The organism is Ideonella paludis (genome assembly GCF_018069865.1).
In the GTDB taxonomy this organism is placed as follows: Bacteria; Pseudomonadota; Gammaproteobacteria; order Burkholderiales; family Burkholderiaceae_C; genus Ideonella; species Ideonella paludis.
In genome coordinates this window covers 50,589-63,732 of sequence record NZ_JAGQDG010000003.1, presented here as the reverse complement: position 1 = coordinate 63,732, position 13,144 = coordinate 50,589, and the positions used below count along the sequence as shown (strand labels likewise).

Annotated in this window: 11 protein-coding genes; 6 read left to right on the top strand and 5 right to left on the bottom strand. The window is 63.9% G+C overall.

The window, feature by feature from the left end; all coding sequences use genetic code 11:
* Positions 1–131: 131 nt before the first annotated feature.
* The 4 genes from dksA (at position 132) to hslU (ending at position 4,664) form a co-directional block, all read left to right on the top strand.
* A complete protein-coding gene (gene dksA / locus KAK11_RS08035; protein WP_310737767.1) occupies positions 132–923 on the top strand; it encodes an RNA polymerase-binding protein DksA in 792 nt (263 codons plus the stop codon).
* Positions 924–1,028: 105 nt separating this feature from the next.
* A complete protein-coding gene (locus tag KAK11_RS08030) occupies positions 1,029–2,720 on the top strand; it encodes an STAS domain-containing protein (RefSeq protein ID WP_210808097.1) in 1,692 nt (563 codons plus the stop codon).
* Positions 2,721–2,802: 82 nt separating this feature from the next.
* Entirely contained in the window at positions 2,803–3,354 is a 552-nt protein-coding gene (gene hslV, locus KAK11_RS08025; protein WP_210808095.1) for an ATP-dependent protease subunit HslV, read from the top strand.
* Positions 3,348–4,664 carry an ATP-dependent protease ATPase subunit HslU gene (gene hslU, locus KAK11_RS08020; protein ID WP_310737782.1) on the top strand — a complete coding sequence of 439 codons (1,317 nt, stop codon included), beginning with the start codon at positions 3,348–3,350 and terminating at the stop codon, positions 4,662–4,664. The genes hslV and hslU overlap by 7 nt, the downstream gene beginning before the upstream one ends.
* A 6-nt stretch (positions 4,665–4,670) precedes the next feature.
* On the opposite strand, the gene KAK11_RS08015 is transcribed toward hslU, so the two are convergent.
* Entirely contained in the window at positions 4,671–5,789 is a 1,119-nt protein-coding gene (locus KAK11_RS08015; RefSeq protein ID WP_210808093.1) for a GGDEF domain-containing protein, read from the bottom strand.
* Between the two features lie 113 nt (positions 5,790–5,902).
* Here KAK11_RS08015 and KAK11_RS21770 point away from each other — a divergent pair, with 113 nt between their 5' ends.
* Positions 5,903–6,766, top strand: a complete 864-nt coding sequence (locus KAK11_RS21770; RefSeq protein ID WP_246498686.1) for a potassium channel family protein — start codon at positions 5,903–5,905, stop codon at positions 6,764–6,766.
* Here KAK11_RS21770 and KAK11_RS08005 read toward each other — a convergent pair.
* The gene (locus tag KAK11_RS08005) at positions 6,716–7,483 is read right to left on the bottom strand and encodes a type III pantothenate kinase (protein WP_210808092.1); all 768 of its coding nucleotides are present in this window, start codon (positions 7,481–7,483) and stop codon (positions 6,716–6,718) included. The genes KAK11_RS21770 and KAK11_RS08005 overlap by 51 nt on opposite strands.
* 249 nt (positions 7,484–7,732) lie before the next feature.
* Between KAK11_RS08005 and icmF the strand changes: the two genes are divergently transcribed.
* On the top strand, positions 7,733–11,023 hold the full coding sequence (gene icmF / locus KAK11_RS08000) for a fused isobutyryl-CoA mutase/GTPase IcmF (protein ID WP_210808089.1): 3,291 nt from the start codon (positions 7,733–7,735) through the stop codon (positions 11,021–11,023).
* Positions 11,024–11,311: 288 nt separating this feature from the next.
* On the opposite strand, the gene KAK11_RS07995 is transcribed toward icmF, so the two are convergent.
* The 3 genes from KAK11_RS07995 to KAK11_RS07985 form a co-directional block, all read right to left on the bottom strand.
* The gene (locus KAK11_RS07995; protein ID WP_210808087.1) at positions 11,312–11,716 is read right to left on the bottom strand and encodes a PIN domain-containing protein; all 405 of its coding nucleotides are present in this window, start codon (positions 11,714–11,716) and stop codon (positions 11,312–11,314) included.
* Positions 11,713–11,946 (bottom strand): AbrB/MazE/SpoVT family DNA-binding domain-containing protein, encoded by a 234-nt coding sequence (locus KAK11_RS07990; protein WP_210808085.1) that lies wholly within the window; start codon positions 11,944–11,946, stop codon positions 11,713–11,715. Before KAK11_RS07990 ends, KAK11_RS07995 begins: the two co-directional genes overlap by 4 nt.
* A gap of 64 nt (positions 11,947–12,010) precedes the next feature.
* Complete coding sequence (locus tag KAK11_RS07985) at positions 12,011–13,141, bottom strand: GGDEF domain-containing protein (protein ID WP_210808083.1); 1,131 nt, start codon at positions 13,139–13,141, stop codon at positions 12,011–12,013.
* Positions 13,142–13,144: the final 3 nt, after the last annotated feature.

Genomic DNA, 13,144 nt, shown 5'->3' with positions numbered 1-13,144 from the left:
AAATTGGTCGCCCACAGCAGCAGCGTGGTGGCTACAATCCGCGCGCCCATCGTGGTGTCTTAACCACAGTCACCCGGGGGTGCGGGGGTATAACCACCGCTTCACGTGCGACCTGGGTGAGGAGACGGACTGTGAGCAAGACCCCGGCTAAAGCTGACGCCACGGCAAAAGGTGCTGAGAAAAAGCCTGCCGCTGCGGCGAAGACGCCCGCCAAAAGTGCTGCCTCGGCAGCCAGCAAGACATCGGCTGCAGCACCTGCTGCAGCCAAAGCCCCGGCTGCTGCGGCTGCCAAAGCCAAAACCGCGGCTGCGCCCAAGGCGGCCCCCAAACCTTCCCCTGTGGCTGCCGAGCCTGCTCGCGCAGCAGCCCCCACTGGCTCAACGTCGAGTTTCAATGACCGATTCTCGCCCGCTAAGCCTCAGACCAAGACCTATCCGGAACCCATGACAGCAGTTAAGCCCGCCGCCAAGGTGGACCCCAAGTTGGCCAATGCCTGGAAAACCAAGGCTGGCAAAGATTTGACCCAGGAAGAGCTGTTAGCCATGCCTGAGTCGGAGTACATGAACGACAAGCAGTTGGAGTACTTCCGCCACGAATTGCAGTCGCAAAAGGACGCCCTGCTCTCCAATGCGGGTGAGACCACGGAACATCTGCGCGAAGACACCTCCATCGTGCCGGACCCGGCAGACCGGGCCACGATTGAGGAAGAGCACGCGCTGGAGCTGCGCACCCGCGACCGTGAACGTAAGCTGCTGAAAAAGATCTCACAAGCCATTGCCAGCATCGACTCGGGCGACTATGGCTACTGCGATGAAACGGGCGAGCCCATCGGCCTGCGCCGCTTGCTGGCCCGCCCCACCGCCTCGCTCTCGCTCGAAGCGCAACAGCGCCGCGAGATGAAGCAAAAAATGTTTGGGGACTGATCTCAGCGTTTCACTCAGGGGCTGTGACCCCTGCATGACCCATGCCCTTGCCTGAGCACCTGGCTCAGTGACGAGAGAAGGGGCGCCACCACTCCTGCGCGAGACATGATGAAATTCAGCGGCGAATCCTCAGCGCGCGACGCGGCGGCCGAGGCCGAGAAGGCCGAACTCAAGGCCATGATCGAGCGCAAGCGGCGTAACGACTTCGTGCGCAAACGCGAGCTCGACATGCTGCGCCGCATCCGCCGAGAAGGCCTCTCCCCCGAGCAAGCGGCGGCCTTGGACGCCACCTCGCGCATTGACGAGTCCGAGGTCCGGCACACCCAGCCGCCCGGCAGCACGGCCGTCAAGGACAAGATTGACGCCATCGAAAAGCAGATGGTCGGCAGCGCCTCGTCGCTGACACGCACAGCCGTGGCCCCACGGCCCGGCGTGCGTCCACCGATCAGCAACTTGCCCACCTTAACGGCCCAGATTGATGCCGAGCCCACCGTGCCCATGGGCTTGGTGGCCTCCGGCTTTGACACGCCCACCGAGCCCATGACGCTGGGCTCGGCACCGTCGGCCGCTGCGGCTGAGCCCAACGCGATTGCGGCCAACCCCTTGGGCGCTCTGTCCGCGCCGGTCGCTGCCGCGCCCAAGGCCCCGCAAGCCCCTGCAGGCGGCTTGCTCTTGGCCCAACGGGCGCTGCACGACCTTGAAGTCAGCGACATTGCGCACGACCCCGAGTTGGACGAAGCCGTCATCGCCTTTGCCAATGCCGACTTTGCCCATGCCGAGAAACTGCTGCTCAACCTGATCAGCCACAAAGGCAGCCGGCGCACGCACTTGGACACATGGCTGACCGTGTTCGACCTGTTCCGCGCCACCGGCCAGCACAATCCCTTCGATAACCTGTCCCTGGATTTCTCCCAGCACTTCCAACGCTCGGCGCCGCAGTGGTTCTCCCTGCCGCGCCTGGTGGCTGATGCCACCACCTCCACCGCGTCGCGTCAGCGCGATGGTGGCCCGGTGGCCGTAGGCTGGGTCTGCCCCAACACCTTGGATGCCGAGGCCGTGGTGCAGCTCAGCTCGCAGACCATGCAATTGCCCAAGCCCTGGGTGCTGGATTGGTCGGTGCTGCAGGTGATTGATGCCGATGGCGCCTCGCGCCTGCGCGCCCTGTTCCGCCAATGGGCCAGCATGGATGTGGAAATGCGCTGGATTGGCGGTGACCACCTCTTTGCCATCCTGCAAGACTCCGCCCCGGTGGGCGTGCGTGACGCCGACCCCGCCATCTGGCTGGCCCGCTTGGAGGCCATGCGCTTGGTCAACCGGCCCGACCAGTTCGACGACGTCGCCATCGACTATTGCGTGACCTACGAGGTCTCGCCGCCGAGCTGGGAGCCGGCCGAGTGCGTGGCGCGCTTGAGCGGCAGCGCCACGGGCGCTGTCAGCACCCGCTCGGCCTCCATGTCCCTGGTGGGCGAGCCCGTCACCACTTTGCTGGATGAACAGTCAGGGGGCCGCTCGCAGCCCGTCACCACCCTGGAGCTGGTGGGCCAACTCTCTGGCGACATCAACCCCACCCTGGAAAGCCTCAACGCCAAGCTGGGCGCCTCAGAGATTGTGCGGATTTCCTGCGCGCTGCTGATCCGCGTCGACTTTGTGGCGGCGGGCGACCTGCTGAACTGGGTCGTGGCCAAGCGAGCGGAAGGCCGCCAAATCAGCTTCATCGATGTGCACCGTTTGGTGGCCTTGATGTTCAGCGCCATGGGTGTGGGCGAGCATGCGCAAGTCCAACTGCGCCACGCCTGACTAAAGCCACTTGGGCAGCGCGGCCCTGCGCTGCCACTCTCTGTCCTTGAACCCGGGCCGTTTGGCCCCAGATGGATCCGTCATGGAACCCTATCACGGCACCACTATTCTCAGCGTGCGTCGTCGCACCCCTACGGGCTGGCAAGTCGCCCTGGGCGGCGACGGGCAAGTCACGCTGGGTCATATCGTCATCAAGGCCAGCGCCCGCAAGGTTCGCCGCCTGCACCACGACAAGGTGCTGGCCGGTTTTGCCGGCGCCACGGCCGATGCCTTCACCTTGTTCGAGCGCTTCGAGGCCAAACTGGACAAGCACCAAGGCCACTTGGTGCGCGCCGCCATTGAGCTGACCCGCGATTGGCGCACCGACAAGGTCTTGCGCAATCTGGAAGCCATGCTGGCGGTGGCCGACTTGGAAAACTCCTTGGTCATCACCGGCAATGGCGATGTGCTGGAGCCCGAGCACGGCCTAGTGGCCATCGGCTCGGGCGGCGCCTATGCGCAAGCTGCCGCACGCGCCTTGCTGGCCCATACCGAGATGCCGGCCCAGGACATCGTCAAGCGCTCACTGGAGATTGCGGGCGAGCTGTGCATCTACACCAACCAGACCCACACGATCGAGGTGTTGGAATCATGAGCATGACACCGCAGGAGATCGTCTCCGAGCTGGACAGCCATATCGTCGGCCAAAAGGCCGCCAAGCGCGCGGTGGCGATTGCCTTGCGCAACCGCTGGCGCCGCCAGCAGGTGGACGACAAGCTGCGCCCCGAAATCACCCCCAAGAACATTTTGATGATTGGCCCGACGGGCGTGGGCAAGACCGAGATCGCCCGCCGCCTGGCCAAGCTGGCCGATGCGCCCTTCATCAAGGTCGAGGCCACCAAGTTCACCGAGGTGGGCTATGTGGGCAAGGATGTGGACACCATCGTGCGCGACCTCATTGAGGTCTCGGTCAAGCAAGAGCGCGAAGCCGCCTTGAAGCGCGCCCGCCTCAAAGCCGAAGACGCCGCTGAAGACCGCGTTCTGGACATCCTGGTGCCCCCGCCGCGCCACGGGGCGGCCGACGCCGACAACACCGCCCGCCAAGTGATGCGCAAGCGCTTGCGTGAGGGCAGCTTGAACGACCGCGAGATCGAGCTGGAGCTGGCCGAGCCGCGCGCCAATGTGGACATCATGACGCCGCCGGGCATGGAAGAGATGGCCGAGCAGCTCAAGGGCTTGTTCAGCCAAATGGGCAGCGGCAAAACCACCACCCGCAAGCTGCGCATTGACCAAGCCTTGCGCCAATTGACCGACGAAGAAGCCGCCAAGCTGGTCAATGAAGAAGAGATCAAGACCCGGGCGGTGCACAACGCTGAGCAAAACGGCATTGTCTTCATCGACGAGATCGACAAGGTCGCCGCGCGCAGTAACACCCAAAGCGCCGAGGTCTCGCGCCAAGGCGTGCAGCGCGACCTGCTGCCGCTGGTGGAGGGGACGACGGTGCAGACCAAGTACGGCATGGTGCGCACCGACCATGTGCTGTTCATCGCTTCAGGCGCCTTCCATCTGGCCAAGCCCAGCGACCTGATCCCTGAGCTGCAAGGCCGCTTCCCCATTCGCGTGGAGCTGCAGGCGCTGAGCGTGGATGACTTTGAAGCCATTCTCAGCAGCACCCATGCCAACCTGATCCGGCAGTACCAAGCCCTGCTGGCCACCGAAGGCGTGACGCTGGTGATCGCGCCGGACGCCATCCGCCGCTTGGCCGAGATTGCCTGTGAGGTCAACGAGCGCACCGAGAACATCGGCGCGCGGCGGCTGTCCACCGTGATGGAGCGCTTGCTCGAAGAGATCAGCTTTGATGCCCCGAAGTACTCGGGCCAAACCATCACGCTGGATGCGGCCGCGGTGAGCGAGCGCCTGGGCGAATTGGCCCGCAACGAAGACCTGTCGCGCTACATCCTCTAAGCGCGATCAGGGCGCGCAGCAGACGCGGTTGCGGCCCTCGTGCTTGGCCTGATACATGGCCTCGTCAGCTTGGCGCAGACGCTGGTCCATGGTGGCGGCATCGCTCACCAAGGCCAGGCCGATGCTGACGGTGATCACGCGCGCCTGCCCGGAATAGGTGAAGGGGTCCTTCTCCAAGGCCTGGCGAATGCGCTCGACCACCAAACGAGCCTCGGCCAGGTCGGTGTGCGGCAGCAGCAGCACGAACTCTTCACCGCCGGTGCGCGCCACCAAATCGTAGGCCCGCAACTGGCCTTGCACCACGTGGCCGATGTGCACCAAGGCCTGGTCGCCCGCGTCGTGGCCCCATTCGTCGTTCACGCGCTTGAAGTGGTCCAGGTCGAACACCCCCAGCACAAAGCTGCCCCCCTCACGCGCCATGCGGCTGCCCTCGGCCTCTAGGGCCTGGCGGAACTGGCGGCGATTGGGCAAGCCTGTGAGGGGGTCGGTTTCTGCCAAACGGATGAGGCGGTTTTCGTTATCAGCGGCGGCGATCTCGGTGAGCATGGTCATCAAGATCAAGATCAGCACGCAGGAGACCACCATCGACTGAATCATCATGGCTTGGGTGTGGGCGTCCAGCAGCGCAAATGCCGGGTGGGCAGGCCAATGGCCAAACTGCAGCGCCAAGAACATGCCCAGATTCGTCACCACCAAAATCAGCGTGGCAGGCCATTCCTCGACGGCAAACAAGGTCGGGGTCATCACGGCAAACAGCAGAAAGTAGACATGGACCGTGGACGCGGTGCCCTGACCTCCGGCCACCGCCAACAGGCAGTCCACCATGGCCAGCAAAATCATCAGCCAGCGGGCGGCGTGCAGATGGCGGCGCGCGTTCAGCCACCACACCGTGGGGGCAGCCAGCATCACGGGCCACTGCCACAGGCCGGACTGGATCAAAGCCTCATTGCCAATCAACCAGAACAGCGCATTGAAGATCAGCACGGTGCCGATCAGCAGCCACACCCCTGCATTGACTTGCACAATCTTGCGCACCTGCGTGGCCGTGTCTTCGGCACGCACGCCAAAGGATAACCACCGCCAACGAGCGGTGAGCTGAGCAGTGCGGTGCGGCGCCTTCGTCATGCCATCAAAAGAAGTGGGTTTCAAGCATACGCCCGCTCACTGACAGAGGCAGCCCCAAAGTACTGGTCAGTCACGTGCCAAACTGTGGTTTACCCCGGCTCCTGATGTCAACCATGCGTGCTGCCCCTCCCTCTCACTCGGCCAAGAGCGCCAAGCGCTGGGGTTTGTCGTCGCCACGCCCGGGGGAGGTGCGCGCCTTGCAGGCGCAACGGCTCTGGCGGGTCCCCGTGATGGTGGCACTGCTGGCGACCATCCCTGCCTTTTATGCCGACTTGTTGCCGGCCCGCTGGGGGTGGATCGATACGGCCCTTTACGGCGTGGCCGCCGTGATCTTGGCGTGTGCCTTGGGTCATGTCAGCCTGCGCTGCCCACACCCCTGGCGGCACATCGCCACCAATGTGACCGACGTGGCCTTGATCGTCGGGCTGTTGCTGGCCGCGGGGCTGCCCCCCAGCAACACCTCGGCCGTCGCACTCGGCGTGCGCCTGATGGTGGCCCTCGTCAGCCTGGCGCGCATGGTGTGGTCGGTGCAGCACTTGATCTCCCGCGGCAGTGTCACCTATTTGCTACTGGTGTCGGTGGTGGTGCTGGCGGGCTGTGGCCTGGGCTACTGGTGGATAGACCCCAGCATTCACAGCTTTGGCGAAGGCATGTGGCTGGCCTTCACCACGGCGGCCACCGTGGGCTATGGCGATGTGGTGCCCACCACACCCACGGCCAAAGTGTTCTCGGTGTTTGTGGTGCTGCTGGGTTATGGCGTGCTCACCTTGGTCACGGCCGCCATCGCCACCCGCTGGGTCGAGACGGAGGAGCGGCGCATTGAACACGACATCTTGAGAGACCTGCACCGGGAACTCGGCCGGGTCAGCGCCGAGCTGTCGCAGTTGCGCAGCGAGGTGGCGGCACTGCGCCATCCCCCCTCTGGGTCAGCGGCCTCGGTAGGCCTGGATGTGGATCAGCCCGTCAAAGATCAGTGATTCAATCAGTTCGTGCGGCATGTCCAGGTAGGGCGCCACTTTCCAGCCCGCGCCGCCCGTCATGATGACGCGGGGCACCTCCCCGCCGCTCAGCTCGGCCAAATGCCGGCCCATGCGCTCAATCGCGCCGGTGATGGCATAGGTGCCGCCGCTGGTCAGGGCGTCTGAGGTGTTGGACGGAAAACGCACCACCTCGCCGGTGGGCACGCGCAAGCCAGCGGTGCCGCTCTCCAGCGCGCGCAGCATGATGCCGTGGCCGGGTAGGATCAAGCCGCCCACAAACTTGCCGTCACGGTCTATCGCATCCACGGTCACCGCGGTGCCGATCATCACCACCAAGGCCGGGCGCGGTGGGCCACCGGCCAACACATGGCCGCGGGCGCCGATCAGCGCCACCCAACGGTCTGCGCCCAGGCGCATGGGGTGGTCGTAGCCGTTGCTGACGCCCGCCTCTTGGGCCGCAGGCACCACCCAGCGCGGCTGCAAATCCCACAGCTCCAGTTGCTCTTCGACCCGGCGGCGCACGGCCTCGCCCGCCACCACGCAGCCCAACATGCTGGTCGGCGCAGGCAAATGCTTCCAGGCCTTTTCGGCCAACTCGTCAATGGTTTCCAGAAACACGGCCCCCTGGGCCTGAATCACCGCCCCAGGGCGGGGCGAGTCATACAGCGCCCACTTCAGGCGGGTGTTCCCAATATCGATGGCCAGAAAACTCAAACGTTCACCTTCAACAGGCTCAGCACGCCCCCAACGCGGCATTCTTCCTCAGGGGTAGCGCACACAGGCGCCACCCAAGGCTCTTGGGCGCACAGCCTACCAGCGCAAATGGCTTTTCCGAGGGCTTAGGGGAAAACACCCACGCTCCAAGCCCTAGAGCGTCAGGCAAGGCCAAGCGCTTGATGGCATCATTCCGAGTTGACGTTTACGTTAACGTCAATCATTCCTTTTGACTGATCGAGCCGTGCCATGACCGACCTCTCCGCCGAATTCAAAGCCCTGGCCAACTACCGCCCGACGAACAAGGTGCGCTTTGTCACCGCCGCCAGCCTGTTCGACGGCCATGACGCGGCCATCAACATCATGCGGCGCATCCTGCAGGGCATGGGCGCGGAGGTCATCCACCTGGGCCACAACCGCTCGGTGGACGAGGTGGTGACGGCTGCGCTGCAAGAAGACGTGCAGGGCATTGCGGTCAGCAGCTATCAAGGCGGCCACAACGAGTACTTCACCTATATGGTCGAGCTGCTCAAGGCCCGAGGCGGCGAGCACATCCAGGTCTTTGGCGGCGGCGGCGGTGTGATCGTGCCCGAGGAGATCAGCATGCTGGCCGGCCATAGCGTGCGCATCTACAGCCCCGAAGACGGGCAACGCATGGGCCTGCAAGGAATGATCGGCGAGATGGTGATGCGCGCCGACAAGGACCTCTCCCCCTACGCCCCGAAGACGGTCGACGCCATCCAAGGCCAGACGCCCGAAGCCTGGCGCGCCTTGGCCCAGCTGATCACGGCGCTGGAGAACGGCAAAGCCGATGGCGCCTTGGTGGCACAAGTGCAGGCCGCCGCGGCCAGCAGCAGCACGCCGGTCATTGGCATCACCGGCACCGGCGGTGCGGGCAAGTCCAGCCTGACCGACGAGCTGATCCGCCGCATCCGCCTCGACCAAGACGATGCGCTGCGCATCGCCGTCATCAGCATCGACCCCAGCCGCCGCAAGAGTGGTGGCGCTTTGCTGGGCGACCGCATCCGCATGAACGCCACAGGGCCGTGGCAAAACGGCCCGCGTGTCTTCATGCGCTCTTTGGCCACCCGCGACACGGGCAGCGAAATCTCCGCCGCCCTGCCCGATGTGCTGGCCGCCACCAAGGCCGCAGGGTTCGACTTGATCATCGTCGAGACCTCGGGCATTGGCCAAGGCGATGCGGCCATCGTGCCGCTGGTCCACATCCCCATGTATGTGATGACGCCCGAGTTCGGTGCCGCCAGCCAGCTCGAAAAAATCGACATGCTGGACTTTGCCGAGTTTGTGGCCATCAACAAGTTCGACCGCAAGGGCGCAGCCGATGCGCTGCGTGACGTGGCCAAGCAGGTGCAGCGCAACCGCGAGGCCTTCACCGTGATGCCCGATGCCATGCCCGTGTTTGGCACCATGGCCAGCCGCTTCAACGATGACGGCGTGACTGCGCTCTATCAAGCGCTCAAGGCGCGCCTCGTCGAGCTGGGCCTCCAGATGACCGAAGGCAAGCTGCCGCGCGTCAACACCCGCCACAGCACCCACCAAACGCCCATCGTGCCACCCGCCCGCGTGCGCTACTTGGCGGAGATCGCCGACACCGTGCGCGGCTACAAAGCCCGCGCCCGTGCCCAAGCCCGCCTGGCGCGCGAGGTGCAACAGTTGCGCGCCAGCGCCCAAATGCTCAAGGTGGACAAGCCCGAGCGCAGCCGTGCCGCCGAGGCCGTGGAAGACCTGGCCGTGCAACGCGAAGCCCGCTTGGACGCCGACGCCAAAAAGCTCTTGGCCATGTGGCCGCAAATGCAGCAGGCCTATGCGGGCGATGAGTATGTGGTGAAGATCCGCGACAAAGAGATTCGCACCAAGCTGACCCACACCACGCTGTCGGGCAACACCATCCGCAAAGTGGCCTTGCCGCAGTATGAAGACCACGGCGAAATCCTGAAGTGGCTGATGCTGGACAACGTGCCCGGCAGCTACCCCTACACCGCCGGCACCTTTGCCTTCAAGCGCGAGGGCGAAGACCCGACCCGCATGTTCGCCGGTGAGGGCGATGCCTTCCGCACCAACCGCCGCTTCAAGCTCGTCAGCGAGGGCATGCCGGCCAAGCGCCTGTCCACCGCCTTTGACTCGGTCACGCTCTACGGCAACGACCCCGACCCGCGCCCGGACATCTACGGCAAGGTGGGTAACTCCGGCGTGAGCATCGCTACGTTGGACGACCTCAAGGTGTTGTACTCGGGGTTCGACCTGTGCAACCCCACCACCTCGGTCTCCATGACCATCAATGGCCCGGCCCCCACCATGCTGGCCATGTTCATGAATGTGGCCATCGACCAGCAACTTGACAAGTTCAAGGCCGACAACGGCCGCGAGCCCACCGACACCGAAGCGGCCAAGATCAAAGAATGGGTGCTGGCCAATGTGCGCGGCACCATCCAGGCCGACATCCTCAAAGAAGACCAGGGTCAAAACACCTGCATCTTCTCGACCGAGTTCAGCCTCAAGGTCATGGGCGACATCGCCGAGTACTTTGTGCACCATGACGTGCGCAATTTCTACTCGGTGTCCATCTCGGGCTATCACATTGCCGAAGCCGGGGCCAACCCTATCAGCCAGTTGGCTTTCACCCTCAGCAATGGCTTTACTTTTGTCGAGGCCTACCTGGCCCGCGGCATGCACATCGACGACTTCGCGCCCAACCTGAGCTACTTCTTCAGCAACGGCATGGACCCGGAGTACACCGTCATGGGCCGCGTCGCACGCCGCATCTGGGCCGTGGCCATGAAGGAAAAATACGGTGCGAATGAGCGAAGCCAAAAGCTCAAGTACCACATCCAGACCTCAGGCCGCAGCCTGCACGCGCAGGAGATCCAGTTCAACGACATTCGCACCACCTTGCAGGCCCTGATCGCGATCTACGACAACTGCAACAGCCTGCACACCAACGCCTTTGACGAGGCCATCACCACGCCCACCGAAGACAGCGTGCGCCGCGCGATGGCCATCCAGCTGATCATCAACCGCGAGTGGGGCCTGGCCAAAAACGAAAACCCCAACCAGGGTGCGTTCATCATCGACGAACTGACCGAGTTGGTCGAAGAAGCCGTACTGGCCGAGTTTGAAAAGATTGCCGAGCGCGGCGGCGTGCTGGGGGCCATGGAAACCGGCTACCAGCGCAGCAAGATCCAGGAAGAGAGCATGCACTACGAGATGCTCAAGCACACCGGCGAGTACCCCATCATCGGTGTGAACACCTTCCGCAACCCCAAGGGCGACGCCGCCCAGGGCCCCATCGAGCTGGCCCGCTCGACCGAAGACGAAAAGCAATCCCAGCTCAAGCGCCTGGCCGACTTCCACAGCCGCCATGCCGCCCAGGCCCCCGCCATGCTGGAGCGCCTGAAGCAGGCCGTGATCGCCAACCAAAACGTGTTTGAGGTGCTTGTCGACGCCGTGCGCGTCTGCTCCATGGGCCAGATCACCTCGGCGCTGTTTGAGGTGGGTGGGCAGTATCGGCGGAGTATGTAATACACATCGAGGTAAATATGCTCAAGCACCTTGAGCGCCGCCTGTCGGTCGGTCTTGCTCTTCTGGTGTTGGTGGTGGTGTCGCTCTTGGTGGCCTACTTGATCAGTCTGCGCCCTACGCAGGCCGAAGCCTGTCAGCGCCAATGCGCGACCGCCGGTAAGCAAGGGGCTCTCCTCCAGCGAGGGCCTCAAACACCAAAGCAGCATCCACTTCATGACCCCTTGTTGGAGTGCGAGTGTCGGTGATGGGTGAAGTGTCTGTGCTCGATAGCGACTTCCCACCCGACGATCAAGCAGCAGCCACAAAGGGATTGCAGATCTCCAATCCTTGAATCTTGGCGCCGTGGTGCATGTCCTCGCTCATCAGCGTTTGGCAGGCGCTTTGCAGCGCAGCCGCCACGATGTTGGCGTCGTAAAACGAAAGCTGATGTTGCTCAGCCAGTCGGCAGGCCGCAGCGTGGGTCTCTATCGTCAGGGGTTGCACTTGGCAACAGGCTTTGACGGCAGCCAAGAGCGCATGGGTTTCGTCCCAACTCATCTGGAGCTTGCGCCGGCAAACCGAGGTGACTTCGTTGAGCACCTGCACGCTGATCGTGGGTTGCTGCCCTAGTAGCGCTTCGGCCCGGTCGGCTTTCTTGGCGTCTGCCGACAGCACATACAAGATGATGTTGCTGTCGAGAAAAACGCCGCTCATGGTGCCTCGTTGGCTTCGAGTCGGTCGAAGTGAAAATCAGCAGGCAGGCGGCCCCGCATCTGCCGCAGTCGGCTCAGTAGTTCAGCAGCGCTAGCCTTTTTGCGCACCTCAAAACTGCGCTCACCGACCAAGTGCAACTCCACCTCTTCGCCTTCTTTGAGATCCAGCGCGGCAACCAAACTGGACGGAAAGCGCACGGCGAGTGAATTGCCCCATTTGGCGACTTGCATGGCTGGCTCCTTTGGATATACAAATTGTCAATGTATATCCAAAATGCCGACGTGTCCACCCACGCTACGCCGCGGCCGCCACCACGCAATTGCGCCCGCGCCGCTTGGCTTCGTAAAGGGCGCGGTCGGCGGCGTGCAGGGCTTGTTCGCCGTCCATGCCGGGCGGCACGGTGGCCACGCCTACGCTGGTCGTAACAGGCTCGCCGCCGGCACGGGCGCTCAAGGGCTGGGCCATCACGGCTTTGCGCATGCGCTCGGCCACTTCCAGGGCTTGCTCGGCGGCGGTCTCGGGCATCAGCAGCGCAAACTCCTCGCCGCCGATACGGGCCACCATGTCTTCGCAGCGGGCTTGGCTGCGCAAGATTTTGGCGGTGTGCTGCAGGGCTTCGTCGCCGGCCGAATGGCCGTGGTTGTCATTGATGCGCTTGAAGTGGTCCAGGTCCATCACCGCCAGCGACAAGGGGTGGCCATGGCGCAGGCTGCGAGCCAACTCATTGACCAAGGCCTGGCTGAAGGCGCGGCGGTTGGGCAAGGCGGTCAGCAGGTCGGTCATGGCCAACTGCCTTAGTTGATGCTCATTGCGCTCGGCCACGGTCTCGCTGAGCAGCACCACGCCCACCACCACCAGCACACAGCCCCCTTGCAGGGCCACTTTCAGCCCCGTCAGCACATGGGGGTCAAGGGCATAGACCGTGTGATGGGCCGGCCAGCCATAGACGTGCAAGGCCGCAAAAATCTGCAGATTCAGCGCGGAGAACACCAAGGCGGAGCGCCACTCTTGCATAGGGAAAAAGCAGGCTGCCATCACCGCATAGAGCAAAAAGTAGCTGTGGGCCATGCCCTCGGTGCCTTGGCCGCCCGTGATGACGGCCACGCAGCCGCCCATGGCCAGGGCAAAGAGCAGCCAACGCGCCCAATCTCGCCGGCCTTGCGCATTGAAGCGCCAAATCAACGGGCTCAACATGGCAAAGGGCAGCTGCGCCCAGCCAGACTGCATCAAACCCGGATTGCCAATGGCGGTGTAGATGCCGTTGAAGGCCAGGATGATGGCCATCATCATGCCGGCGGCCACATTGGTCTGCATCAGCTTGCGGCGCTGGGTCGCGGTGTCATCAGTGCGTGCCCCGGCCCACACCCATTGCAATGCGCGGGGTGCGCCAACGCCAGACAGCAAGGGGGAGACGTAGGTGGGCATGAG